This is a genomic window from Kribbella sp. VKM Ac-2568 (genome assembly GCF_004345365.1).
Taxonomy (GTDB): domain Bacteria; phylum Actinomycetota; class Actinomycetes; order Propionibacteriales; family Kribbellaceae; genus Kribbella; species Kribbella orskensis.
In genome coordinates, this window is record NZ_SLVF01000001.1 from 519,586 (window position 1) to 545,495 (window position 25,910).

Genomic DNA, 25,910 nt, shown 5'->3' on the forward strand with positions numbered 1-25,910 from the left:
CAACCGACTCAAGGCTGATCAGCCGCTGACTGGCCGAGTCTGAGGGCCAGCGCGGACACCTCCTGGCGTGACGAGGTACCGGTCTTGTGGAGCAAGTTCGACACGTGCGTGCTGACGGTCTTCTCGCTGATGAACAGGGCTGCGGCGATCTCGGGGTAGGTGCGGCCGGCCACGAGGTGGGACAGCACCTCCCGCTCCCGCTTCGTCAGTGAAACCCAAGGCCCGGAACTGTCCGTCTCTGCCAGCGCTACCGGTTCCCGGAGCGGGATCCTGCTGAGGCCGGCCAGAGTCTCCACCTGCTGCTGCAAGGGGATCGCGCCCATTTCGGCGGCGTAGCTGTGCGCCGATCTCAGCGGTGCGGCGACAGTGGCGCGAGCTGCTCCCTCGTTGAGCAGGGCTTGGGCCAAGCGCCACGAAGCAGAGGCCTTCTCGCCTTCCAGGCCGGCCGCGTCGCATCGGTCGACGACTTCCTGCCAGAGCGACGAAGTCGGGGTTTCTGCCTTGCAGCGTGTGCTCTCCGCGACGAACATGGCCTTCATCGCCGGCTGGACCAGATCGTCCTCCACCAGGACGTCGAAGGGTGCCGGGGGCATGCTTTCGCGCAGGGCGACGAAATCCTCGAAGGTCGCCAGGACCCTCCTGACCTGCTCATCGTCGCGCCGGTCCCGCGCGGACTCGGCGAGGTCCGCGGCTGCCCGCGCGCCCCACATCAGCATCTCGTCGGCATCGCGGGGATCGGCGAGCTGGACGACCAGCGTTCGGGACAAGAGGTCGAGCGCCTGCCCCGCCTGTCCCGTGGCGACCAGGTACTCGGCCAGTGTGGCGGACGCGAAGATTCCCACGATCTGCTCCGCGCCCGGCACCAGCTCCTTGGCTCGCCGCATGTGCAGGTGCGCCGCTTGCAGATCGCCCCGTCGGACCGACAAGACGGTCGCACCGAACCGAACCATCGCGCTGGCGGCAGGCGCCGCAGGGAGTGAGAGGCCTTCGCGGATTGCCTGCTCGCACTCTGGCAGACGGCCGAGCGTCAGCAGATCGTGGGCCAGGACGCCCGCTGCGAAGGCCGCTATCGGAATCAGACCGCGGTGCAGGGCGAACGGAAGGAACTCGGCCCCCAGCGCAGCGCACTCGGTGACCCGGCCGCGCTGGACCAGATAGTTCATCCTGGCTACCAGGGTTCGCCAGATCAGCACAGGATCATCCGTCAGCCCGGCCCAACGGACGGCCCTGTCCGTGTCCTGGTCGGATCGCGCGTCGCGTTGGAAGGCGTTGGCCCGGGATGAGTACGCAAGGCTGAGAGCCTCGGTGGACCGGGCGTGTTCGGCAGCCCGGACCGCTTCCTCGGCGTCCGCTCGGGCCGGTTCGAGTTCGTTGTTCCACGCCTCGCGCCAACTGAGAACGGCCAGCGCCTCGGCGTACTCCTCGCTGTCCGGGAACGGCCGGCTCAGCTCGACCGCATGCTTGCCCTCGACCACGGGCAGTCCGGCTCCTCTTCCCGTCACCCACGCAGAGTCGGCCCATCGACGCACCAACCTGCTCGCCCGCAGCGGGTCGGCGTGCTCGTCGACGAGCTCGCAGAGACGGGTCCATGCCTGGAAGCCCGCCTCCGGGTCCCCGAACAGGTCGTTGGCTCGCGCGACGCGCTCGAGAAGGTCGATCTCCGCGGCGACGGAGTGGTCACCGTCATGGACCAGCCCCCAGTACTTCGACGCCCGGAGGAGATGCATCGCTTCCTCACGGGGCGACCTGAGGTGCTTCGCGAAGTCCGCCGCACGCAGTGAGGCGTCGAGACAGGACGGCAGATCGTGTGCACCCTCGTAGTGGAGAGCCAGATCTCCCAGTCGGCGTAGCTCGTTGAGCCCCACCGCCGAGCGGGACTCGAGCGCCTTCGCCCACACGGCGTGAACAGGTGCCGCCTCGCCCGGGACGAACGTCGCGTACAGCACCTCGGCGAGCAGCGGATGGCGGAACCAGCAGAGCTCGGTCCCGTGCGCCACGCTGATGCCTGTGTTCGTTGCCTCGGCCAGCGCCGAGGTCAGGGCCTCCGGTCCGATGCCGCGTCCCGCACCGACCTCGGTCAGCGCTTCGATCGAGGTCGGTCGCCCTGCGACAGCCAGGATGCGCATCACTTCTCGCGGGACTGGGGAGAGGCGGTGCCATGCCGCGAGCAACGCACCGGACAGCTCGTCCGGCAGGTCGGCCGGGAGCCGCTCGTCGAAAACAGAGAGGCCGTGCACCAGCAGCTCGCTGAGGTAGGGGTTGCCGTCGGATCGCTGGACGACGTCGTCCAGCAGCCCGAGCTGCGGAGATCCGCCGAGCAGCATCGACAGCTGCTGCTCGGTCTCATCCCGGGTGAGCCTGTGCAGTCGAAGGTCGGTCACAGCCGGCAGGCGCCTCAGATCGGCCAGCCAGCCGTGCATCGGATGTCCTGGCCCGAGCTCCTCGTCCCGGAAGGTCACGAGGATCGCCAGCCGCTGGCTCCTGAATCCGGCCACCAGGTAGGCGAGTGCATCGCGTGAGGCCAGGTCGGCCCACTGCACATCATCGACAACCAGGACCGTCGGCCGTCGAGTGGCGATGGCCATCACCAAGGCATCGGCGACCGCCAGCAGCCGAACGGGGCTGCCGGGGACGTGGGCACCCAGGGACGGGAGCAGATCACCGGCAGCGGGAACAGCAGCCAGCACCTGCGCCAGGTCGTCGGGGTCGGCGGACTCAACCCAACCCTCCAAGGCACTGATCAGCGGGACGTACGGCGAGTCCACCGAACCGAAGCGGACGCAGCGGCCCCAGAGGACGGTGACACCTTCGGGGGTCAGTTCGTCGCACAGGGTGGCGGCCAGGCGGGTCTTGCCCACGCCTGCTTCGCCGTGTACCAGGACTGCACACGGTCGTCCTGTGCCGGCTCGCTGGGCTGCCGTTCGCAGGGCCCCCAGTTCCTCGATCCGACCGGCTAGACCGGGCGTGCGGGCGATAGTTGCCCCTCCCACAGGTCACAGTCTGCGCCTCTTTCGCCGGGAAGTCCTGGATATTAAGGGGAACTCAGTCCCGGCGCAGTGTCCATCTCCGGCAGAAAATGTCGGTCAGAGGAGGACGCGGGCGGCCTGGTCCGGGGGAGGGCGAGAGTGAAAGAAGTATTGCCGGACCGGGAGGTGACGGTGAGGGCGCCGCCGTGGGCTTCGGTGATGGACTGGGCCAGGGAGAGGCCCAGGCCGGAGCCGCCGGAATCTCGGGTGCGGGAGATGTCGCTGCGGCTGAAGCGTTTGAAGACGGTGCGTTGGAGGGTTTCCGGGATACCGGGGCCGTTGTCGTGGATGGTGAGGACGGCCAAGTGAGAGTCGTCCGCGCTGAGGGTGACGGTCACGGTGGTGCCGGGCGGCGTGTGACGGCGGGCGTTGGTCAGGAGGTTGGAGACGACCTGGTGGAGGCGTTGCTCGTCGCCGTCGACCATGACCGGGTCCTCGGGAAGCCTCAGGGCCCAGCGGTGGTCGGGACCGACGATCATCGCGTCGGCCACGGACTCCATCGCGAGCCGGGTCAGGTCCACCGGGCGGCGTTCGAGTGGCCGGCCCGCGTCGAGGCGGGCCAGCAGCAGGAGGTCCTCGACGAGCGAGGTCATCCGGGTCGCCTCCACCAGGACCTTCCCCATGGCATGAGTCAGCTGTTCGGGATCGGGTCTGCGCAGACTCAGCTCGGCGTACCCGTGGATCGTGGTCAGCGGGGTGCGCAGTTCGTGGGAGGCGTCGGCGACGAACTGGCGTACCTGGAGCTCGCTGCGATGTCTGGCATCCAGCGCCTCTTCCATGTGCCCCAGCAGGGTGTTCAGCGCGACCGCGACCTGGCCGACCTCGGTCCGCTCGTCGGTCAGGTGCTCCGGAACCCTTGCGGTCATGCCGATCTCGCCGGCGGCCAGGGGGATGCCGGATACCTCCCGGGCCGTTTGGGCGACGTCCCGCAGCGGCCGGAGTTGACGCCGTACGACGAGGACGGCCACGCCGCCGGCGGCGAGTACGCCGAGCGTCGACAGGGACGCCTCCCAGACGAGCAGGCTCGCGAGTGTGTCGTCGACCTCCTTGGTGGGCAGGCCGGTGACGATCAAGGTGTCGCCGAGCCGCGACGCCTGGATCCGGTACTGGCCCAGGCCGGGCAGCTCGACGGTCTCGCTCTCGGCAGCGGCCGGGATAGTCCCGAGCACACCAAGGGCCTGCTCCGACAGCGGGTTCAGCTCACCGTCGGCGGTGATGACGTTGCCGTTGGCACCCAAATCGGTGCGGTACACGGTCACCGTGCCGGCGTCCTGGCCGTGCGCGTTCTCGATGTCGGGTGGTGGCTTGGACTGCTGAGCCACGCCCTTGGTCAACGCTCCGACGGCCCGGCCGTGGGATGCGGCGACCTTCGTGTCCAGCTGCCTGGTCAGGTACGAGCTGATCGCGGCTGTGGTCAACCCGCTGATCAGCACACTGACCACGGCCACCAGCAGTACGACGGCCGCCGCGACCCGCGCGGTCAGCGAGGTCGGAAACCACCAGCGTAGCTGAAGGCGGCGGACTACCCGGCCGAGCATGAGAGGTCAGCTCGCCGGCTTGAGGACATAGCCGGCCCGTCGCAGGGTGTGGATCATCGGCGCACGACCGGCATCGATCTTCTTGCGCAGGTAGGAGATGTAGAGCTCGACCACGTTCGCCTGCCCGCCGAAGTCGTAGTTCCAGACCCGGTCGAGGATCTGCGCCTTGCTCAGCACCCGGCGCGGGTTGCGCATCAGGTACCGCAGCAGCTCGAACTCCGTCGCCGTCAACGGAATCTCCGCACCACCCCGGAACACCTCGCGGCTGTCCTCGTCGAGCGTGAGGTCCCCTACCCTGAGCCATGAGCCGGCCCGGCCGGCGACCGCAGTACGGCGTAGCTGCAATCGCAACCGGGCCACGAGTTCTTCGAGGCTGAACGGCTTGGTCACGTAGTCGTCGCCGCCCGCGGTCAGCCCGGTCACCCGGTCCTCGACTGCGTCGCGGGCAGTCAGGAACACGATCGGCACCTCCGGCAGCACCTGCCGGATCCGCCGCATCACTTCGAGGCCGTCGAAGTCCGGCAGCATCACGTCGAGCACCAGCGCGTCGGGGCGGGTCTCCTTGGCGAGCGCGACCGCCTGCGCGCCGGTGTGGGCGACGCTGATCTCCCAGCCCTCGTAGCGCAGCGCCATCGTGAGCAGTTCGGCGATGTTCACCTCGTCGTCCACGACGAGGACCCGCGGCAGGCTGCCGTCGGCGCGGGTCAGCAGACCGGCCATCGGAGTAGGCAGCGGGCTGGTCGCGGGCAGGATCTGCGTGGTCATGTCATCAGCTTGCGGGCCGATGCCTGGCACTTCCTGGGCGATTCCCGTGGGAACGCTGTGAATGCCTTCTCTCATCTGACTGGTGGCTGACACACAGGTCGGACACAGCTTGCGCCAGCAGGGTTCAGAACGTCGACCAGACGTCCTGACCCAGGAGGCAACACGATGAACATCCACCCCACTCGCCGGATCGCCGCCCTCACGGCCGCGACCATGGTCCTGTCCTTCGCAACCATCGTCCCGGCCGCAAGCGCCCCGGCCCGACTCTCAGGAACGACCGCCGCCGACCCTCAATGGCCAGGCACGATGCCGTACGACGCCTACGGCACCGCGCCGGACTGGTACTCCGTCGCGACGCCGACGGTCAGGTGGTCGGCATGACCACCGCGGCCGAAGCCCCGGTGTCGTGACGTCGCTTGTGTGGTCAGTGGGGTGTGTGGGTTTCGATGAACTCCTTGATGGCGGGGAGTTGGTCGCCGTGGATGGTGTGGCCGCCGTCGAAGGAGAGGAGTTCGACCTTTGCGTCGCGGCGGCGTAGCTGTTCGGTGAGGCGGCTGGTCTGCGCGGGGGTGGCCATCGGGTCGCGGTTGCCGTTGACGATCAGAACCGGCTTGCCGGCGAGTGCGTGGTCCTGCGGCTCGTCATCCTGGAAGGGCACCATTGCGGCGAGGAGTACTGCGCCGGCGAGTGACTCGGGATGGCGCAGGAGCAGCGCGGAGGCCATGTTGGCTCCGTTCGAGAAGCCGACGGCCAGCCAGGAGCCTGCCGCCACGCCGTACTTCTGCTCGGCGGCGGTGAGGAAGGCGGCGAGCTCATCCGTCTGGTGCCGGAGGTCGTCCTCGTCGAACACGCCCTCACGGACCCGGCGGAAGAACCGGGCCATTCCGTGCTCCGACACGGTGCCGCGTGGTGACAGCACCGGGGCGTCGGGCGCGAGGTGCTCCCGCAGTACGAGCAGGTCGTGTTCGTCGCCGCCGGTGCCGTGCAGCAGCAGGAGCGGGGGACTGCCCGACCCGGGCTCCCAGACATGGGGCCGCTGGAGCGCGTCGTCACTCATCGGTCGACTTCTTCCGGCGTCGGAGGTGGCACGCGGAGGGTCGGCAGCGAGTTCTGGATCTGCTCGCGGTTCGGCTCCAGCCACGGCGGAAGCTTGAGGTGCTGACCGAGCTCCAGCAGCGGTTCGTCCACGGTGAACCCGGGCTGGTCGGTCGCGATCTCCAGCAGGACGCCGCCCGGTTCGCGGAAGTAGATCGAGGTGAAGTACTGCCGGTCGAGGATCTCGGTGACCTGGATGCCGGCATCGATCAGCTCGAGCCGCCATCTCGCCTGGGTCTCACGGTCTGGCGCCCGGAAAGCGATGTGGTGGACCGTACCGGCGGCCTGCAGACCCCGGGACGCCTTGCTGGGAAGGACATCCACCGCCGTTCCGTCGTCGGTGCCGCCCTCCTGGCCGGACATCATGAACCGGGTCCGATCGGTGGTGTTGTGGCCGTACTCCATCCCCAGCAGGCCGTTGAGCATCTCGGCCGTGGGGTCGAGGTCCTGCTCCGTCATGGTCACCGAGAACAGGCCCCGGATCGCGTTGTCGGCCGGTACGGCGGCAGCGCCGTCCCACCCGGAGCGGGAGTCGCCGTCGGACGCGACCAGCTCGATCACCAGGCCGTCGGGATCACGCAGCCGCAGGACCTCCTCGTCGGAGCGCGCGACCGGGGCATCCGCGTCGACGCCGAGATCCCTGAGGCGCGTCTGCCACCAGCCGAGCGTCTCCGGCGGGATGCTGAACGCGGTGGCCGTGGTCAGGCCGGTGCCCTGCCTGCCCTGGTCGACTCCCGGCCACGGGAAGAACGTCAGCAGGGTGGACGGCTTGCCCGACTCGTCGCCGTAGTACAGGTGATAGGTGTCGGGGGCGTCGAAGTTGACGGTCCGCTTGACCAGGCGCAGCCCCAGCACCGTGGTGTAGAAGTCGACATTCCGTTGCGGATCCTCCGCAATGGCAGTGACGTGGTGAAGCCCGTGTGGTGCGACCGCTGCAGCCATCCGCTCGTCCCCTTTCGCTCGCTGCCCCCAGGATCCAGCTTGCCCCTTCACGGCTCCGGAAAGTAGTCCCGTGGCGGAAGGTGAACAGATCTCACCGGCTGCGGTCAGAGGAGGTCGTCGGCGGCCCGGCGGAGGGCTGCCAGCTCCTCGTCGGCCCATCCCTCACCCCGGGACTCGGTACCGCGGATCATTGGCTTGTCGATCAGGTGGAAGCGGAGGTTGAAGATGCGCCCGACCACGGCGAGGTACGGAATGGCGGCCAGGTCGGCCTCGGAGATCGGGCGGTGCTCGCGGTAGCTGCGGAGGAAGGCCGGCCAGTGCGGGGTCGCGGCGACGCCGGTGAAGTCGGCCGCGCGGTATCCCTCGGCGGACAGATCGAAGTCGTGCAGCGCGAGTCCGTCGTCGGTGATCAGCACGTTGTCGAGGCTGACGTCGCCGTGGCAAACACCCCAGCTCAGCTCCTCGGAGTACTGCGCGATGTTGCTCCGTACTGCGTTGGCCAGGTCCAGGAGCAGGTTTTCCTCCGCGGCGGCAAGGAACGGGCGAATCTGCGCCAAAGGTTCATCCAGCCGCCGGCGGAGGTCGGACGGGCGGCGGGGATTCGGCGAGGAAAAGGTGTCGGCGGCCGCGTGGAAGCGAGCCACCAGCCGGCCGAACCCGGAGTACAGGTCGTCGGTGAAAGGTGGTCGCGGCTTGGTGCCGGTGACGAACTCGGAGAGGACGAACGGGCGCCGGCCCTCGGCCGAATCGAGCAGGCCGACCTCGTTGCCGTCGGCCAACAGGTGGACCCGGGGGACCGGTAGGTCGGCGGCCAGATGTGCCGAAAGCCCTGTCTCCCAAAGGATTTCGTCCGGTTCCCAGCCGCCCGTGCGGTACAGCTTGAGGACGTACCGGGCGTCCGGCGCGGCCAGTTCGTAAACGTCGTTCACGAGCGAGCGGAGCAACGTGCAGGTGGTGAAGGGGAGGTCGTAGACTCCGGCGAGATGGTTGCGCAGGGCCAATGGATCGGGCAGCGACCGGAGCGTCGGAATCACGCGGCCGACCCTACGCGCGCGCCGGACGGAATGCCTGGGAATAACCTCCGGAAATGGCCTGCGACGGGTATCCACAGGGTGGACGGCAGGTGTAAAAGTTGCCTTTCGCGGGCAGGAACGGAATCGTTGCCCGGATCACCTCCCCCTGAAGGCCCCGGAACCGGTAGCCTCATCCAGCCACCTGGGGAGGCATCGCATGACCATCACCGACGAACTGCCGGAGAGCCCAAACCGGTCAGGAGACCACGTCTTGCAGGAGAACACATCCAGCACCAGTACTGGCGAGCTCGCCAACGTACCCCTCACAGGTGCTGACAAAGTCGCCTACGCCTTCTATGCCACCGCGGCAACCGCCGCCCTCGTCGGTCAGGTCTGGGCCGGCGTCACCCACATCCCTTGGCCGGAGGAAGGCTTCTCGCCGTTCCTCAAGATCGCCCTCGTCACCCCAGCGGTCGCCGTCATCGAACTCGGTGGCGTCGCCACCGCCGCCCTCGCCGACCTGCGCCGGCGCAAGGGTGAGCAGGCCTATGCCTACCGGGCCATGTCGTTGTTCGCGGCTGTCGTCGCGCTCGTTTTCAACGTGGTAGGCCACTGGCGGCCGGAGGAGCGGTTCCTCGCCTTCGGCTTCGGCGGACTGTCCGCGTTCGCCTACGTGCTCTGGCTGATCCACAGCTCCGCCCGCCGCCGTGACGCGCTGCGCCGCGCCGGGCAGATGGCGACCACCGGCCCTGTGTACGGCGTGGTGCAGTGGGCGCGGGAGCCCAAGGTCACCTGGCTGGCCCGGGGCCTGGCGCTGGAGCACGGCTACGGCCTGTACGAGAGCCTCCGGGTGGCCCGTGTGCAGATGCGCAACAACGCGCGCCGCGACGCGATCGCCGGGACCGTTGCCGAGTACATCCGCTCCGAGCACCAGGACGAGCGACTCGCGAAGATCGCCGAGACGACGTACGACGCGGACCGGCTGGCCGGGATGCTCGAGGAGCGGATCAACTACGAGGTCGTCACGAACAAACTGACGCTGGCGATCTCCCCGCCCCCGCCGGAGCCCGAGCCGCAGCCGGTCCAGGAAGAGCGGACCGATCTCCGCGCCGCGGTCTGGGTGGTCGAGGGCACCACCCCGCCGCCGGTGCAGCAGATCCCGGTACAGCAGCTGCCGGCCCAGCGGATCCGTCCGACCGGTGGCGTGCCGATTCGGGACGACGAGCAGTGGGGCGAGGCGATGACCGGCGAACTGATGGCCGTCGACTACCTCCCCTACGACCGGACCACGGACGAGGCGCACGACGCCGAGGTGGTCGAGGAAGCGGCCGCCGCTGCCGCGGCCCAGCAGCCGGTCGTGGCCAAGCCGCGTCCCGAGTCGCCTTTCGCCCAGCCGCAGCCGTCCGCACCGCCTGCCGTTCCCCAGCCTGTCGTTTCGCAGCCTGCCGTCTCGCAGCCTGTCGTTTCGCAGCCTGTCGTCGAGCAGCAGCCTGTGGTTACGGAGCCGGTGGCGGTCGAGGAGCAGCACGTCGTGCAGGCGGCGCCGCAGCCGGTCGTGAAGCCTGCCGCGAGGCCGGCCGTAGCCAAGCCTGCACCGGTCAAGAAGCAGCCGAAGACCGTGGTGCGCAACACTGTTCCGCAGTCGGTCGCCCCGGTGGCCGAAGAGCCGAAGGTCGTCGCGGCCCCGGAGCCCGAGCTGGTCCCGGCTCAGGTCGAGGAGCCCGCCGTCGTCGCCCGCGAGGTGACCTCCCGGACCACGTCGGCCAGTTCGTCACCCCGGCCCGCGCCGAAGGCCGCATCGTCCCGCGGCGACCTGGACAAGAAGCGGATGCGCGCCTGGGCCCTGCTGTCCGACTGGCCGTCGGACCGTCCGCGCAACGCCGAGACCCTCGCCTCCGCGATCGCCTCGACCATCAAGGACGCCGGGGACTTCATCACGCAGTACGACGCAGAACACGGGACCAGCAACCTCACGCTGGTCTCCAACTCGCAGAACTGAGCTCCACACCCGACGGGGGAAGTTGCTTGATCCAGGCAACTTCCCCCGTCGGGTGTGCGCCTGCGGCTGGACCAACCTCGCAATGCTCGTCAGCGCCGTCGGCGCGGAGCTGTCGTCAACCGACTGCCCACGCGGCGTACGTCGTACCGGCTGCCTCCCTCAGCGGGAGGGTTATCCCAGGTTCGCGGGGAGTTCCGCGAGGCCGCTGACCAGGACGCGGCGCCATTCGAGGTCCTCGGCGGGCTTGGCCAGGCTCAGGTCGGGGAAACGGCGGAGGAGGGCGAGCAGGGACTCCTGCAACTCGATGCGGGCCATCTCCGCGAACTGCCCCGGCCACGCCTCGTCGTACTCCGCCAGCACGGTCATCGCCCACCCCTCTCGCTCGCCTCCGAGGCTAGCGGCGGGAAAGCCCAAGAGCCGAGATCATGACGGCGGTGCCGAGGGTCAGCAGCAGGGCGCTGCCGATCAGGGCGCCGACGGCGATGCCCTGGATGGCGGGGAGTTTGCCGCCGACGCTGACGTCGACGTCGACGGCCGGTGATCCGTCGGCGTTCATGATCACGACGGCCCAGTCGCCCTCGGTTGCGTTCCAGCCGAGCGTCCGGGCTCCGGTTCCCGTGTCGGAGGCGACCCAGAAGGACTGCGTGGCCGGAGCTGCGGTCGGCCGTCCACCCGGGAGGGTCGTGGTCACGACCTCGAAGGGATCGACCGCGATGTCCGAGACCTCGTCATGACCAAAGCCGTCGAGGTACTTCGCCACCTCGGCGGCCGGGCCGATGCCGACGAACAGCGGTACTCCGTTGTTCCTCGACTCCAGCTGGATCCGGACGTCCCCCAGGAAGTCGTCGGCGTACAGGTCGTCGGGGCCGGCGCCGCTCAGCTCGAGCGAGGGGACGGACACCGCGGAGGTCTCCGTGCTGACCCGCTCGGGGCCGGCCCGGAAGTAGCCGTCATCGTCGCGCTGCTGGTTCGCCCACACGGCGGTTCCGCCGATGGCCAGCAGGATGACGCCGGTCAGGATCAGGAGGGTGCCCAGGCTGACCAGCAGTGCACGCGGGCCGTTCCGGGAGCGGGGTGGTGTGGTGGCCGGTACCGGGGCGATCGGTGTGGTGGTCATGAGACGGCCTCCGTGACCGTGGCCGGGCGACGAACGGGCTCGATACTGTCGACGGGGGCGGGACTGGTCCAGAAGTGGCGGTTGAAGACCAGCAGGCCGACGGCCAGGGCACACCACACCGCGGCGTACAGCCAGCTCTCGCGGGAAGCGTCGGCGCCGGCGGACCAGAGATCGGACGTGTTGATGCTGCCTTCGGTGGCGTGGGCGATGAGGGTGATGAGGACGCTGCCGACGGCGTGGTTGAACAACCACGCGTACCAGAAGGTGAGGGCGATGGTGGTCAGCGCCTCGTGGGGATGCAGCCCGAACGAGGAGATGAAGAACAAAGGCACGTGCCAGCCGGTGATCGCGGCGGCCATGATCGCGGTGGCGGCGAGCGGGGTGCGGTTCGCCTGGAGTCTCGGCTGGGCGAAGCCGCGGAAGCTGGGCTCTTCGTTGAGCGGGCCGCTGAACGGGTCGACCATGTTCATGCCGATCACCAAGGCGAGCCCGTACCACGGCGTGAACTGACCGGTGGAAGGTGCGGTCGCGCCCAGCGCCTGGTTGATCGAGATGGTGACGAAGTGGACCAGGAGCGGTACGGCGATCGCGGCGACGTACCAGACCCACCGGACCCGCCAGCGGATCACCCGTACTCCGATGCTCCGGAGACCTGCGACTCCTTCGGTGAGGAAGACGACGACGAGGGCGGCGACCAGGGCGCCGGGGGCGAAGAAGCTGCCGAACGGGACTGCTCCCCAGGCCAGCGCGTAAGCCAGCACGAAGAAGGTGAAGACGGGGTGATTGCGGATGAAGGACATGATGGATCTCCTTGGATCAAAGGTGGATGAGGCCGGCCCTAGCTCACGTCACGGCGAGCGAGGACAGCCGCGGCGAGCAGGGCGGACACGGCCGCGTAGCCGCTGAGACAGAGGACTGCCGTACCGCGGCCCAAGGTGGCGCCGTCGAGGCCGAGCAACTGGTTGATCAGGCCGTAGGGGAGGTAGGCCACCCAGTCGCCGAGCGCCAGCCCGAGCAACCTCTCGGCCGGGAACCAGCCGACGATGACGAGCACCGCGGCGGCCTGACTGCGGCAGATGGTGCCGATACTGACGCCGACGATGGCGAACAGCGGGACGGTGGCGATGGCGCTCACGACGATCACGGGGGTCAGCCCGAGCGTGAGGTCCTCGGCTGCGACGAGTGGTTGTGCGATCGCCAGGGCCAGACCCATCGCGGCCGCGCCGACGACGATGGCGAACGCCGTGTAGGTGGCCAGACTCGCCATCAGCAGGCGTGACCTGCGGGGCGCGGCGAGGAGGCGCTGGGTGATGGTGCCGTACCGGTAGTCGCCCGCGACCCCGCTCGCGGCGTACAGGCAGACGATGATCGTGACGATGACGCCGACCGTGATCATCACCGGCTCGCGTACCTCGACCGGCTCGACGTAGGCGACCCCGAGATTGGTGCCGAGGTCGGCGAGGACCATGACCAGTACGGCGGCCACTGCGCCGAGCAGGACGCCGTAGGTACTGCGGAGCGTCCGCAGACCGAGGACCTGGGAGTGAATCAGCGTGATCATCGGATCTCCTCGGATTGCGTGGTGAGCGCGAGGAAGGTGTCCTCGAGGCTCGGGGTCTCGTCGGTGATCTCGGAGAGCACGAGGCCGTGCTCGAGCGCCAGCCGGCCGATCTGTTCGGGCGGGCAACCGGTGACGACGACCGCGCCGTCCGGTCCGGCGATTCCGGTGAACCCGGCGGCGGCCAGGGCGGTGACCAGCACGTCCGGCTGCGCAGTACGGACGCGCACCTGGTGCGACGCGTGCGCCGCGAGGAGCGTGTCGAGCGGAGCTTGGGTGACGAGCCGACCGGCCTTGATGACCACGACGTCGTCCACGGTCTGCGCGACCTCTGCCAGCACGTGACTCGAGAGCAGGATCGTGCGGCCCTCCGCGGCCAGACCGCGCAGGAACTCGCGCAGCCAGCGGATGCCTTCGGGGTCGAGACCGTTCGCGGGCTCGTCCAGGACCAGAACCGCGGGATCGCCCATCAGGGCGCCGGCCAGACCTAGCCGCTGGCGCATTCCGAGGGAGAAGCCGCCGACCCGGCGGTCGGCTGCGGCGTCGAGTTCGACCAGTTCCAGCAGCGAACCGACCCGTGAGCGCGATGCGCCGGCCTCGGCCGCGAGCATCGCCAGGTGGTTCCGCGCGGTCCGGGCCGGATGAGTCGTTGCCTCGAGCATCGACCCGACGGTGCTCAGCGGCCGGCGGAGGTCGCGGTACCGGCGGCCGTCGATGCGGCAGTTGCCCTCGGTCGGTGCGACGAGTCCGAGCAGAGCCCGCAGCGTCGTCGTCTTGCCGGAGCCGTTGGCACCGAGGAAACCGGTGATCGTCCCGGCGCTGACCGAGAAGCTGAGCCGGTCCACCGCCCGCACCGAGCCGTAGTCCTTGCTCAGTCCGTCGACCTCGATGATCGACGGCGATCGGCCGGCCCCGGTGGGCTCGTTCTGGATGATTCGGGTCTTGAGCATCGTTCCTCCACTGGCAGCGTCTCCGTCGAGACTCGCCCCGGCGGGCGCGTTCGGCAGCCCGGTCAGCCGGTGGAGGTGGGGTACGGGTTTCTGGTGTCCGTCGTCAGGCGCGCAGGTAGAGCAGGACGGCCAGCACCCGGCGGGACTCGCTGCGAGTGGACGGGATACCGAGCTTGGTGAAGATGCCGGACACGTACTTCTCCGCGGCCCGCAGGGTGATCACCAGCGCGTCGGCGATGCCCTGGTTGGAGGCGCCGGTAGCCATCAGCTCCAGCGCCTCGCGCTCGCGCGGGGTGAGCAGAGCGAGCGGATCGTCGCCGCGCCGCCGCTGCAGCAGAGTGGAGACGATCTTCGGATCGATGGCCGAACCGCCGCCGGCCACCCGCCGGACCGCGCCGGTGAAGTCGTCGACGTCGCTGATCCGGTCCTTCAGCAGGTAGCCGACACCCTCGGCGGACTCCGACAGGAGTTGCATGGCCAGCCCGAGCTCGAGGTACTGCGACAGCACCAGGACGCCGACCTCCGGGTGGCGTTCCCGGATCTGCAGAGCGGCGCGCATGCCCTCGTCGTTGTGCGTGGGCGGCAACCGGATGTCGAGGATCGCGACCTCCGGCGGGAAGCTGCGCACGTACCTGAGCAGGTCGTCGGCGTTGTCGTACGCCGCGACCACCTCGAGCCCTGCCTCGGTCAGGATCCGGGTCACTCCCTCGCGCAGCAGGACGCTGTCCTCGGCGATCGCTACTCGCATGGGATCTCCGCTTCCAGCCGGGTCCCGCCACCGGCAGGACTCCAGACCCGCAACCGGCCGCCGACCGCCTCGACCCGGTCGGCGAGCCCGCGCAGGCCGGTCCCGCGCTCGGTGTCCGCACCGCCGAGACCATCGTCGGTCACTTCGACGACTACCTTTCCGGCTGACCGGGTGACCCGGACGGATGCGTTCTTCGCGTGCGCGTGTTTGCCGATGTTGGTCAGGCTCTCGCTGACCACGTAGTACGCGGCGACCTCGACCCGCTCGGGCAGCCGACCACCGACTTCGACGTCCAGTGCGACCGGTACTGCGCCCTGCGCGGCCAGGGACTCCAGCGCGACGGCCAGCCCGTGACCGGTCAGCACGGCGGGATGGATGCCGCGTGCCACGTCGCGGAGTTCGTCCAGCGAGACGCTGATCTCCTGTTTCGCTCGCAGCAGCCGTGCCCTGGTCTCCGTCTCGGTCTCGGTCGCGGAGCCGCCGGCGATCAGCCCGAGCTCGAGCGCCAGCGCGACCAGGCGCTGCTGGGCACCGTCGTGCAGGTTGCGCTCGAGTCGCTGCCGCTCCTTCTGACCGGCGTCGAGAACGCGTGCTCGTGACCCTTGCAGCTCGCGCAGCCGGGCTCGGAGCTCGGCCTGCAGCCGGCTGTTCTCGAGGGCGATGCCGGCCGCCGCGGCCACGGCATCCAGCAGTTCCCGCTCGTCCTCGAGCGACCGGTCGAACTCGAGCGCGACGACCGGCTCGCCGTCGCGGTGGATCACCCGCGTCGCCCTTCCGTCCCCGGGACCGGCCAGGGTGACGGCATGCCCTTCGGCATCGGCCCAACTCCCGTACTGCGGCAGCCAGTAGGCGAGGCGCAACGAGGGATCGTGCAGAGCCCGGGCCAGTGGTTCGCGCAGATCTTTGGTCGGCTCCGCACGCAGCTCGAGTAGCAGCCCGCCGACATCGGTCCGGGCCAGCCGCGCGTCCAGCAGGCCCAGCAGGAACGCGACCGGCGCGAGCCCGAGTGCCGCGAAGGTGATGTGCCGGACGGTCTCGACGTGTGCCCAGCCACGAAGACCGGCGATGAAGAGGATGGCGAGCATGATCAGCGCCAGGCCGAAGGTGTCCACCAGCAGCGCGGCCGGGCGTCGGCGCGTCTGGCTCGCGATCGGCCGCCGGAGCAGCAGGGCGGCGCCGATCAGCAGCAGCGCGCTCATCGCGATCAGCTGGAACTGCTCGATCCGAGCGGCCGCAGCCGGGTTCTCCGTGACCGCGAACAGGCTGTCCGGATTGATCCCGAGCATGACCTTCGCGAGCTGCAGGATCCCGGCGACGGCGTACCCGGCAAGCACGACCACCTGTCGCGGCCGGCCCTCCAGCCGTCCGCTGGGATAGGCCAGGAAGACGTGCAGGAACATCGCCGACGGCAGCATGTCGAGCAGGTGACCGAGGGACAGCAGGATGGGCACCGCCGACCACTGCAGGGCGGTCAGCGCCATCACGAACGCCGTCGCGATCATCAGCGGACCGAGCCTACTGGCGGGCCGGCGCCACCAGGCGATGGCTCCGCTGATCAGGTACGGGACGGTGATCCAGTTGAACAGGAACGCCTGCAGCCCGGGCCGGACCAGTTCGTCACCGGCCATCGCGAGGACGATCGAGACAACCAGCGTGGCGAGTCCCCCGACGACGGTCGCCCACAGAGCCAACGGCCCCGGGCCATGCGGCAGCCGCCCAGCCGGTTCGAGCGTCGATGCCGAGGCCACAGACCCACCCCATCCTCCACCGGTCAGCCTGCTCCCATCACCCGGCCGAGGCAATGCCCGACCTCCGCCGACCCTCGACCCGGGGGGTGCTACTTGGTGTCGAAGGTGTAGGTGGTGGTGGAGGTGAAGGTCTGGCCGGGGCGGAGGACTGTGGAGGGGAAGTTCGGCTGGTTGGGGGAGTCGGGGAAGTGCTGGGTCTCGAAGGCGAAGGCGTCGCCCTGGCGGTAGGACTTGTTGCCGATGCCCTGGAAGGTGCCGTCGAGGAAGTTGCCGCTGTAGAACTGGGCGCCCGGCTGAGTTGTGTGGACCGTGACCGTGCGGCCTCCCTCCGGTTCCCAGAAGCGGGCGGCGAAGCGCATGCCGTCGTGGTCGGGCTGGCCGAGGACGAAGTTGTGGTCGTACCCACGCCCGATCACCAGTTGGGGGTGGTCGTCCCGGATCCGTTTGCCGATCGCGGTCGGCTTGTTGAAGTCGAACGGCGTCCCCGCGACCGGGGCGATCTCGCCGGTCGGGATCAGGCCCGCGTCGACCGGCGTGTACGACGGGGCGTTCAGTTGCAGGATGTGCCCGTCGATCGAGCCGCTGCCCTCGCCCGCGAGGTTGAAGTAGGCGTGGTTCGTCAGGTTGAGCACGGTCGCCTTGCCGGCCACGCTAGCCAGGTAGTCGATCCGCAGGTTGTCTTCCTTGTCGAGCGTGTACGTGACGGTGCTGGTCAGTTCGCCCGGGAAGCCCATCTCGCCGTCGGGGCTGACGTAGGTGAAGGCCACCCCGACCGCATCGGAGGACTTCACCACCTTCGCCTTCCAGACCTTCTTGTCGAAGCCGATCGTGCCGCCGTGCAGGGCATTCTCGCCGTTGTTGATCGGGATCTGGTAAGTCTGGCCGTCGAGGGTGAACCGGCCCTTCGCGATCCGGTTGCCGTAGCGGCCGACGGTGGCCCCGAAGTACGGGCTGAGGGCCGCGTAGTCGGGCAGGTTGTCGAAGCCGAGGCAGATGTTCTCGGTGTGGCCGCGCCGGTCGGGCGTCTCGACCCGCTGGATGGTGGCGCCCCAGGTCAGCATCGAGACGGTGACCCGGCCGTTGGTGAACGTGTAGATGTCCACTCGCTCGCCTTCGGGGGTGGTGCCGAACGGATCCTTGCGGATCTCGAGCCGGCCATGACCGCGCTGTGAACCCATGGCCGCGACCCTATCCGGAATCGTTGGTAACGGTGCGAATTCGTCCGATGACTCAACCCTCTGGGCGACGGCTCACGCAGTGCTGACCAGATCCGTCCGGTCCCAGGCGCGATGCGGCCTTCTCCCAGACCGGGCCGACGCCTCACGATGAGACGCATGACCCAGACAGCACTGATCGTGATCGACGTCCAGGAATCCTTCCGCGCCCGCCCGAACTGGAGTGCGGTGAACCACCCCGACATTGCCGACCGGGTGAACCTCCTCGTCGACGCCGCCAGAGCCAAGGGCGATCTGGTCGTCTGGGTGCTGCACACCGAACCCGGTACCGGTGGTGTCTTCGACCCCGCCAAGGGCCACGTCCGGCTGATCGACGGGCTTGAGCCGATCGCCGGTGAACCGGTGATCACGAAGACCTCCCACAACGCCTTCACCACGACGAATCTGCAGCAGTTGCTCACCCAGCACGGCATTCGGGAGGTCGTGATCAGCGGCATCCGGACCGAGCAGTGCTGCGAGACGACCACCCGGGTGGCCTCGGACCTGGGCTACGAGGTCGTGTTCGTCACCGAGGCCACCGCGACCACGCCGCTGCCGCACTGGACGATGCCCGCCGATGCCTCGCTCGAGGAGGTCCTGGCCGATCCGCGGACGCTGAGTCCCGAGGTGATCGTGGAGCGCACCGAGTACGCGCTGGCCGGCCGGTTCGCCACCATCCGGACACTGGACGAGGTGGCCGCGCTGCCCGTGCCATCCTGATCGGATCATGTCTGACCGGATCATGCCCACCAAGGTCGTGTTCTTCCTGGTGCCCAAACTGCACCTACTGGACCTGGCCGGTCCGGCCCAGGCCTTCTCCACCGCGAACGACCTCGGCTACGGGTACGACCTGTACTACGTGGCCGAGGCCGAGGAGATCACCACCGCGCAGGGTGTTCCGATCCGGGCGAGTCTGGAGTGGCCGGCGCTCGGCCCGGCCGACCTGGTCGTCGTACCGGGATGGCGGTCGCCGCGGTTGTCGCCGAACACCCCGATCGCCGCGATGACGAAGCAGCGTCTGCGTGCTCATCACGCGGCGGGTGGTTCGGTCGCGAGCGTGTGCTCCGGGGCCGACGCGCTCGGGGCGTCCGGTCTGCTGGACGGCCGGAAGTACACCACTCACCACGACCTGACCGACGAGCTCGCCGCGCGGTACCCGAAGGGCGACATCGTCCGCGACGTCCTGTACGTCGTGGACGATCGGGTGATCACCTCCGCCGGGATCGCCAGCGGGATCGACCTCGCGCTGCACCTGATCGCGGTCGCCCGGGGTGCCGAGGCCGCCGCCCGGGTGGCGCGCGAGATGGTCGTCTACGCGCGGCGCAACGGCGACGAGCTGCAGGACAGCGCGATGCTGCGCCACCGCGGGCACCTGAGCGATCTCGCACACCGGGTCCAGGACGTGATCGACAGCCGGTACGCCGAGCAGTTGAGGTTGTCCGACCTGGCCAGGGGAGCCGGGGTGAGCGAGCGCACCCTGACCCGGATCTTCACCACCGCGACGGGTCTCACCCCGCTGCGCTACCAGCAACTCCTCCGGCTGGAACGCGCCGAACACCTGATCGGCCACGGAGCCACCGTCGAAGCAGCAGCCCGCGCCGTCGGCTTCGAAGACGCCCGCATGCTCCGCCGCCTCCGCTCCCGCCCAGCCGCCGCCAGCTGACCCGTACTCCGGTACGCCGTACCCGCGCCCGGCCGGTCCGATACCGAGAAGGGGTAGACCTAGCACCCCCATGCGACGGGGCTTTGCACTCCTGAGATCCATCGCCGTTCACGCCAGGCTCATACACGAGCGGGCATGGTGCCCGGGCGGGGCCGGCGAGAGGTAGAACCAGGATGAGCAGGGGATCGGTGACGGTGCGCGTCGCGCGCTGGAGTGCTACCCACCCATGGCGGGCGATCGGCCTCTGGCTGTTGCTCGTCGTCGTCGCGGTCGGGATGTCGGCCGTGATTCCGAAACAGCAGACCAAGGCGGACGACACCTGGATCGGGCAGTCCGGCGTCGCGTCGGAACTGGTCCGGCAGGCGAACCTCGAGGACAAGCCGAGCGAGACCGTCCTCCTCACCGACAAGGACGGCCCGCTGGACAAGGCCGCGGCCACCACGGCGCTGAACCAGCTTCGCCAGAAGATCACCGCGATCGACGCCGTGGACGGAGTCGGGCAGCCGGTCTGGGCCGAGAACGGCAAGGCCGCGTTGCTGCCGATCCAGCTGAAGGGGTCCGTGGACGATGCCGCCGACAACGTCGACAAGCTGGTCTCCGCGACTGCCGAAGTGCAGAAGGCCAACTCGTCGCTGCAGATCGAGCAGACCGGTAGCGCGTCGCTGGACGCCGGCATCTGGAAGCAGGTCGGGTCCGACCTGGCCCGGGCCGAGAAGCTCAGCCTGCCGATCACTTTCGCATTGATGTTGCTTGCCTTCGGCGCCTTGATCGCAGCTGGAATCCCTGTCCTGCTGGCGTTCTCGGCGGTCGGCGCGGCGCTCGGCTTCTACGCGCCGCTGTCCTACCTGTTTCCCGATGGCGGCTCGGTCGCGAACGTCGTACTCCTGATCGGTATGGCGGTCGGCGTCGACTACTCGCTCTTCTACCTGAAGCGTGAGCGCGAGGAACGCAGGCGTGGTCACGGCACGGTGGACGCCGTCGAGATCGCGGCGGCGACTTCGGGGCACTCGGTGGTTGTCTCCGGCCTCGCGGTGATCGTCTCGATGGCAGGCCTGTACGTCGCCCAGGACCCGGTGTTCTCCTCGATGGCGACGGCAACGATCGTCGTCGTGGCAGTCGCGGTGCTCGGCTCGCTGACCGTGCTGCCGGCGCTGCTGGCGAAGCTGGGTCACCGGGTGGACCGTCCGCGCGTCCCGCTGCTCTGGCGGCTGAACCGGCGGATCGGTCCGGGTGGCATCAGCCGCAGGATCCTTGCCCCGGTACTGCGCTTCCCCAAGGTCGCGCTGTTGCTCTCGGCCATCGCGGTGGTTGCGCTCGCAGTACCGGCGCTCGGGATGAAGACGGAGCCGGGTGGTCTGAGCACGCTGCCGCAGACCATCCCCGAGGTCAAGACGATGACGGCGCTGCAGCAGAACTTCCCGTCCGAGGGAATGGCGTATGACGTGGTTGCCAAGGGCAAGGATGCGGCTGCCGGGCTGGCGAAGGTGCAGCAGTCCGCGGTGGACAGTGGCGAGTTCGTGGTGACGCCCGGCCAGGAGATCCGCAAGAGCGGCGAGACCGCGGTACTGACGCTGGTCTCGGTGCGGCCCGACACCAGCGAGGATGCGCGGGTGGCGCTGGAGCGGTTGCGGAACGATCTGGTTCCGGCGGCATTGAACGGTACGACGTGGGCGGTCGGCGGCGAGACGGCCTCGTCGGTCGACTACGGGGAGCACCAGCGCAACCAACTGCCGTACGTGATCGCGTTCGTGCTGACCCTGACGCTGGTGATGATGGTGTTCACCTTCCGCAGCGTGGCGATCGCGCTGGTGACGACCCTGCTGAACCTGGCTTCGGTGGCTGCCTGCTTCGGCGTCCTGTCGCTGGTCTTCCAGCACACCTGGGCCGAAGGGTTGCTGGACTTCACCTCACCCGGGTTCGTGGTGTCGTGGATCCCGGTCTTCCTGTTCGTGATCCTGGTCGGGTTGTCGATGGACTACCACGTGTTCGTGCTGGGCCGGATCCGCGAGGGCGTGCAGGAGGGGTTGTCCCCGCAGGAGGCGGTCCGCAAGGGCATCACCGAGTCGGCCGGGGTGGTGACGAGCGCGGCGGCCGTGATGGTGTCGGTCTTCGCCGTCTTCGCCACGCTGGGGATGATCGAGATGAAGCAGATGGGCGTCGGCCTGGCGGTCGCCGTACTGATCGACGCGACGCTCGTCCGGATCGTGATGCTGCCGTCGATCATGGTCCTGCTGGGTCGCAAGGCCTGGTGGCCGAACAAGCTCTCCAAGGAGCCGGCCGCACCTGAGCTCCGGGAGCCGGAGTTGGTCTCGGTCTAGGACTGCTCGAACGCCGCGGGGCGGCGGGTCGCAACTTGGCGACCCACCGCCCCGCCTTGCTGTTACCTCAGTTTGTACGCCGCGGTCAGCTTGGTGATCGCGCCGTTCAGGTCACCGCTGAGCGCCAGGTGCTCGGCGTCGGAGGTGAGCTTCGAGGTGGCCTCGTCCAGGTTCTGGCCGATCTGGTCCTGGGCGATCCAGCGGGCCGCTGAGACCACCGCGTCGTCATCGGCGAACGAGTCCACCCTGGCCCGCTGCAGGTACTTGCCGGCCTGACCGAGAGCTGCCAGCGCGGTGGTTGCCTGCGGCCTCGACCAGTCCTTCACGTGCAGAGCGAGGTCGATGGAGATGACCGCGGCCAGCACGTCCGGGGACAGGAAGCCCTTGCGCAGCAGTTCCTTCTTGGCGTCGGTCAGCTCCTGCCGAGCCGCCGCCTGAGTGGTCAGACCCCAGCCATACGGGTACTGCGGGTCGTAGGACGCGTCGCCGACGTTGATCGGCTGCTGCGCCTCGGACTTCGCCCAGGTAACGGGCAACCGACCGCTGAACGGGCGCTTGCCGAACAGCACATCCGCGATGCCGGCGCCTTCGGTGCCGGGCAGCCAGGAAGCCACCAGGGCATCGATCTCGCCGAGCTGGTCGGCGATCACCTGCGGACGTCCGGCGACCACCAGGACAACGCACTTCATCGCTGCGCAGACCTTCGTCACGGCTGCCTTGTCGGCGTCGCTCAGCGCCAGGTCGTGACCGTTGCCGACGTCACCGATGCCTTCGGCGTAAGGCCGCTCGCCGACGACTACGACACCGACGTCGTGTCCCTCCAGCGGCGCCGAGGCGTCCTGGCTGAACGTTGCCGTCGGCACCACCTGCTTGATCCCGTCGAGGATGGTGGTGCCGGTCGTGGTGTTGCCGGAGGCGCCTTGCCAGGTGATGCTCCAGCCGCCCATCTGGTTGCCCAGGTCGTTCGCGTTGCTGCCGGCCACGTAGACCTTCGCGGTCGATGCCAGCGGCAACACGTTGTCCTGGTTCTTCAGCAGCACCTGCGACTTGGCCGCCGCCTCCCGGGCGACCGCCCGGTGCGCCGCCGAACCGATCGAGCTCAGCTTGCTCGTGTCGGCGTACGGGTGCTCGAACAGGCCGAGCTTGAACTTCTGGGTCAGGATCCGGCCGACCGCGTCGTCCACCCGGGTCTGCGTCACCCGGCCGGCGGTGACCTCGTCGGTCAGCCCCTGGGTGAAGGCCTGGTAGTTGGTCGGCACCATGATCATGTCGAGCCCGGCGTTGATCGACGTCCGGATGTCGCTCGGGTAGTCGCCCGGCAGCTGGTCGATCGCCTGCCAGTCGCTGATCACGAACCCGTCGAAGCCCATCCGCTGCTTCAGCACGCCGTTGATCAGCTCGGCATCTCCGTGCATCTTCACCGGACCCTTGTCGTCACCGATGATGTCGACGCTCGAGTACGACGGCATCACCGTGCCGACGCCCAGGTCGACCGAGGTCTTGAACGGGTCGAGGTGGATCGCCTCGAGCTGCTGCGGGGTCACCTCGGTCACGCCCTGGTCGATCTTGTAGGCGCCCGTCGTCGACGACCCGTACGTCGTACCGCCGTCGCCGACGAAGTGCTTCGCGGTCGCCAGCACGTGGTTGTTCTGGTCCAGTTGGCTGCCGTCGGCCTTCCCCTGCATGCCGGTGATCACGGTGGCCATCGCCTTCACCAGCGCCGGGTCCTCGCTGAAGCCTTCGTACGCCCGGCCCCAGCGGTCGTCGCGCACCACGCAGACGCAGGGCGCGAAGTCCCACGGGATGCCGGTGGCGCGGACCTCGGTCGCGGTCAGCTCGCCCGCCCGGCGGGACAACTCCGGGTCGCGGGTCGCGCCCATGCCGATGTTGTGCGGCAGGAGCGTCGCGCCGATCACGTTGTTGTGCCCGTGCACCGCGTCGACGCCATAGATCAGCGGCACCTGCAGCCGGGTCGCCTGGGCGTTCAGCTGGAAGCCGTCGATCATCGCCGCCCAGGAGACCGGCGTGTTCGGCGTCGGCACCGAGCCACCGCCGGAAAGCAACGACCCGAGCGCGTACGTCGCGATGTCGGCCTTCGAGCGCAGCGCGTTTCGCTCTGCCTGGGTCATCTGGCCGACCTTCTCCGCCAGCGTCATCCGGCCGAGCAGATCCTTGACCCTGGTCTTCACCGGGAGTCTGCTGTTCAGGTACGGCAGGTCGTGCGCGTTGATGACCACCTGCGGTATGGCTGCCGGTGGCTTCGCGCCGATAACAGTGAGCTCCAGCGGGATCGTCTCGGCGACCTCCGCGGACTTGTCGATCTTGGTGACCACCTTGACGAGCTGGGACGTGCCGGACGCAGAACCGGCCGGAAAGGTGAAGGCTCCGGAGACCGGGAGGTAGTCCGTGGCCCCGGCTGTACCCGTTCCCGTGCGGTACTCGACCGTGACGGGCTCCTCGAGCGGAGTACTGCCGGTGGTGGCGACGGTGAGCTTGACCTGCGCGGTGCCGCCCTCCTTGACCGGGTAGACGCCGGCGTCGGTGACCACGCTCGCCTTGAGCGCAGGGTCGGCCTTGCCGAACACCTCGACCTGGTCGATCGCGAACTCACCAGGAGTCCCGACCGGCATGGTGAACGCGTAGCCCCACATCTGGGTCAGGTTCAGCACCTGGTCGATGCCGCCGACCGGCTGGTAGTCACCGCGGTAGACGAGCTCGCTGAACGGGATCTCGACCTGGTGCCAGCCCTGCCAGTCGTCGGTGAAACTGGTGTTCCAGAGCTCGGACGCCTCGGCGTTCGCGCCGCCGTCCTTGATCTCGAAGAAGATCCGCTTGCCCGAACCCGGCGGTAGCGGCGCGGTGTTCTGGCCGTACCACCAGAACCGGATGCCCTTGTACGCCGACCAGTCGCCGGGGTTCTGGTCGAACGTCACGTCGTGGCTGAACCCGCCGTACCCGCTGATGTTGTAGGTGCCGTGCAGCACCTTCCCGCCGACGGGTGCGTCGGCCCGCGCCTGCAGTTCCATCGTCGGCGGGTCGTCCGCGTCACTGCCCCAGCCGAAGATGCCGGCGTTCGGCGGCGAGGCGAACGGCTCCGCCCCCTCGAGCGCCGCCAGCACGGTCGGCACCGGGTCGTCCGCCGCCGCCTGCGAGGCGACCCCGAGAGGCAGCAACCCGGTCAGCAGCGCGGCGGTGGTGAGCAACGCAGTACGACGGTCTGGTCTGCGACGGTTCGGTCGGGGGATGGCAGGCCACCTGGGCATGGGCGACTCCTCGAGGGGATGCTGCGCGAGCCTCACGCACGCGTCGGCCCCGACTCTCAGCCCTCCCTGCCCGCAAATCAATACCCCGCCGGTTCCGGAACTAGAGCGCTCTCACTCCGCAGGCTTGGAGGCTACGGGCAGGTTCGGGTGATCGTCCGGGCCGCGTCGCGGTCGGCTGTGGTGATGGGGAGCGCGTACTTGTGCGCCACCTGGAGGTAGCGGAGGACGTAGGTGCACCGGTAGGCGCGGTTGAGGGGCAGCCATTCGCCGGGGCCTTCGTCGCTCTTGGAGGCGTTCGCTGATCCGTTGACCGCGAGCAAGTTGGCGGCCTGGTCGTTGGCGAAGTCGGTACGGCGTTGCTGCGTCCACAGCGAGGCACCCATGTCCCACGCACGGGCCAGCGGGTACATGTGGTCGATCTGGACCTCGGTCGCCTTGGCCTTCCGGAACTCGATCCGCTTCCCGGTGTAGGGGTCGGCAGCAAGCGTGCCGGCGATGACCACGCACTTGGAGCGCTCGCGGTACTGCACCCCGGTCAACTGCGCGGCGAGCACATCGTTGCGCGTATCGCAGCCGTTGTGCCCACCACGCCCGCCGTGATCATCAGTCCACGTCTGCCCGAACTTCTCCCGCTTGTACCCCGCCACCTCAGGCCTGGTCCCAACGACACGAACCTGGCGAAGCTCGGCGACGATCAACTTGCCCGTGCCGGCAGCCGGCCCGCCGACCGTCGGGCTGGCCCGAGGCCGCGGAGTCGCCCCCGCGGGATCAGCCCCAGCCGCATACCCACATCCAGAAACCAGAACACCAACCACAACCAGAACAACCACACGGCGGATCACGAAAGCGAAACGTACCCGTAGGCCGCCATCGCAACCGCACCGGTGTTCGACCTGTCCGGCGAACGCGGATGCCCCCGCGGCGTGATAGGCATCTGGCCGGGACAAGCCTCG

General features: G+C 68.9%; 21 protein-coding genes. 5 read left to right on the forward strand and 16 right to left on the reverse strand.

Annotation, left to right across the window (positions count from 1 at the left end):
- Nucleotides 1-8: 8 nt before the first annotated feature.
- Genes EV648_RS44900 through EV648_RS02490 form a run of 3 tightly spaced genes read right to left on the reverse strand, consistent with a single transcriptional unit; the run spans nt 9 to nt 5,329 of the window.
- Nucleotides 9-2,990 carry a LuxR family transcriptional regulator gene (locus EV648_RS44900; RefSeq protein ID WP_132284555.1) on the reverse strand — a complete coding sequence of 994 codons (2,982 nt, stop codon included), beginning with the start codon at nt 2,988-2,990 and terminating at the stop codon, nt 9-11.
- A gap of 41 nt (nt 2,991-3,031) precedes the next feature.
- Complete coding sequence (locus EV648_RS02485) at nt 3,032-4,564, reverse strand: cell wall metabolism sensor histidine kinase WalK (RefSeq protein ID WP_132284557.1); 1,533 nt, start codon at nt 4,562-4,564, stop codon at nt 3,032-3,034.
- A gap of 6 nt (nt 4,565-4,570) precedes the next feature.
- Entirely contained in the window at nt 4,571-5,329 is a 759-nt protein-coding gene (locus EV648_RS02490) for a response regulator transcription factor (RefSeq protein WP_305000051.1), read from the reverse strand.
- A 165-nt stretch (nt 5,330-5,494) separates the two neighbouring features.
- Here EV648_RS02490 and EV648_RS02495 point away from each other — a divergent pair, with 165 nt between their 5' ends.
- Nucleotides 5,495-5,710 carry a hypothetical protein gene (locus tag EV648_RS02495; protein WP_132284559.1) on the forward strand — a complete coding sequence of 72 codons (216 nt, stop codon included), beginning with the start codon at nt 5,495-5,497 and terminating at the stop codon, nt 5,708-5,710.
- A 43-nt stretch (nt 5,711-5,753) separates the two neighbouring features.
- On the opposite strand, the gene EV648_RS02500 is transcribed toward EV648_RS02495, so the two are convergent.
- The 3 genes from EV648_RS02500 to EV648_RS02510 form a co-directional block, all read right to left on the reverse strand.
- On the reverse strand, nt 5,754-6,386 hold the full coding sequence (locus tag EV648_RS02500) for an alpha/beta hydrolase (protein WP_132284561.1): 633 nt from the start codon (nt 6,384-6,386) through the stop codon (nt 5,754-5,756).
- Entirely contained in the window at nt 6,383-7,366 is a 984-nt protein-coding gene (locus EV648_RS02505) for a ring-cleaving dioxygenase (protein WP_132284563.1), read from the reverse strand. The genes EV648_RS02500 and EV648_RS02505 overlap by 4 nt, the downstream gene beginning before the upstream one ends.
- A gap of 104 nt (nt 7,367-7,470) precedes the next feature.
- The gene (locus tag EV648_RS02510; RefSeq protein WP_132284565.1) at nt 7,471-8,400 is read right to left on the reverse strand and encodes a phosphotransferase enzyme family protein; all 930 of its coding nucleotides are present in this window, start codon (nt 8,398-8,400) and stop codon (nt 7,471-7,473) included.
- Nucleotides 8,401-8,596: 196 nt separating this feature from the next.
- On the opposite strand from EV648_RS02510, the gene EV648_RS02515 reads away from it, so the two are divergent.
- The gene (locus tag EV648_RS02515; RefSeq protein ID WP_132284567.1) at nt 8,597-10,378 is read left to right on the forward strand and encodes a hypothetical protein; all 1,782 of its coding nucleotides are present in this window, start codon (nt 8,597-8,599) and stop codon (nt 10,376-10,378) included.
- 171 nt (nt 10,379-10,549) lie between these two features.
- On the opposite strand, the gene EV648_RS02520 is transcribed toward EV648_RS02515, so the two are convergent.
- From EV648_RS02520 to EV648_RS02555, 8 genes are all read right to left on the reverse strand, one after another.
- Nucleotides 10,550-10,744 carry a hypothetical protein gene (locus EV648_RS02520; RefSeq protein ID WP_241994828.1) on the reverse strand — a complete coding sequence of 65 codons (195 nt, stop codon included), beginning with the start codon at nt 10,742-10,744 and terminating at the stop codon, nt 10,550-10,552.
- 28 nt (nt 10,745-10,772) lie between these two features.
- On the reverse strand, nt 10,773-11,495 hold the full coding sequence (locus EV648_RS02525; protein WP_132284569.1) for a hypothetical protein: 723 nt from the start codon (nt 11,493-11,495) through the stop codon (nt 10,773-10,775).
- Nucleotides 11,492-12,295, reverse strand: coding sequence for a type II CAAX prenyl endopeptidase Rce1 family protein (locus tag EV648_RS02530; RefSeq protein WP_132284571.1), 804 nt, complete (start codon nt 12,293-12,295; stop codon nt 11,492-11,494). The genes EV648_RS02525 and EV648_RS02530 overlap by 4 nt, the downstream gene beginning before the upstream one ends.
- 38 nt (nt 12,296-12,333) lie before the next feature.
- Complete coding sequence (locus EV648_RS02535; protein ID WP_132284573.1) at nt 12,334-13,056, reverse strand: hypothetical protein; 723 nt, start codon at nt 13,054-13,056, stop codon at nt 12,334-12,336.
- A complete protein-coding gene (locus EV648_RS02540; RefSeq protein ID WP_132284575.1) occupies nt 13,053-14,003 on the reverse strand; it encodes an ABC transporter ATP-binding protein in 951 nt (316 codons plus the stop codon). The genes EV648_RS02535 and EV648_RS02540 overlap by 4 nt, the downstream gene beginning before the upstream one ends.
- Nucleotides 14,004-14,106: 103 nt before the next feature.
- Entirely contained in the window at nt 14,107-14,751 is a 645-nt protein-coding gene (locus tag EV648_RS02545) for a response regulator transcription factor (protein ID WP_132284577.1), read from the reverse strand.
- The gene (locus EV648_RS02550) at nt 14,742-16,499 is read right to left on the reverse strand and encodes a histidine kinase (protein WP_132284579.1); all 1,758 of its coding nucleotides are present in this window, start codon (nt 16,497-16,499) and stop codon (nt 14,742-14,744) included. The genes EV648_RS02545 and EV648_RS02550 overlap by 10 nt, the downstream gene beginning before the upstream one ends.
- An 89-nt stretch (nt 16,500-16,588) precedes the next feature.
- On the reverse strand, nt 16,589-17,677 hold the full coding sequence (locus tag EV648_RS02555; protein WP_132284581.1) for an aldose epimerase family protein: 1,089 nt from the start codon (nt 17,675-17,677) through the stop codon (nt 16,589-16,591).
- A gap of 156 nt (nt 17,678-17,833) precedes the next feature.
- Between EV648_RS02555 and EV648_RS02560 the strand changes: the two genes are divergently transcribed.
- The 3 genes from EV648_RS02560 to EV648_RS02570 all read left to right on the forward strand — a co-directional run bounded on the left by EV648_RS02560 (nt 17,834) and on the right by EV648_RS02570 (nt 21,694).
- Nucleotides 17,834-18,433, forward strand: coding sequence for a cysteine hydrolase family protein (locus tag EV648_RS02560; RefSeq protein WP_199234392.1), 600 nt, complete (start codon nt 17,834-17,836; stop codon nt 18,431-18,433).
- A 7-nt stretch (nt 18,434-18,440) separates the two neighbouring features.
- Nucleotides 18,441-19,376 (forward strand): GlxA family transcriptional regulator, encoded by a 936-nt coding sequence (locus EV648_RS02565; RefSeq protein ID WP_241994829.1) that lies wholly within the window; start codon nt 18,441-18,443, stop codon nt 19,374-19,376.
- 173 nt (nt 19,377-19,549) lie between these two features.
- Nucleotides 19,550-21,694, forward strand: coding sequence for an MMPL family transporter (locus EV648_RS02570; RefSeq protein WP_132284583.1), 2,145 nt, complete (start codon nt 19,550-19,552; stop codon nt 21,692-21,694).
- A 62-nt stretch (nt 21,695-21,756) separates the two neighbouring features.
- Here EV648_RS02570 and EV648_RS02575 read toward each other — a convergent pair whose 3' ends face one another.
- Nucleotides 21,757-24,957 carry a glycoside hydrolase family 3 N-terminal domain-containing protein gene (locus tag EV648_RS02575; RefSeq protein WP_132284586.1) on the reverse strand — a complete coding sequence of 1,067 codons (3,201 nt, stop codon included), beginning with the start codon at nt 24,955-24,957 and terminating at the stop codon, nt 21,757-21,759.
- A gap of 131 nt (nt 24,958-25,088) precedes the next feature.
- On the reverse strand, nt 25,089-25,604 hold the full coding sequence (locus EV648_RS02580; protein ID WP_241994830.1) for an HNH endonuclease family protein: 516 nt from the start codon (nt 25,602-25,604) through the stop codon (nt 25,089-25,091).
- Nucleotides 25,605-25,910 lie beyond the last annotated feature (306 nt).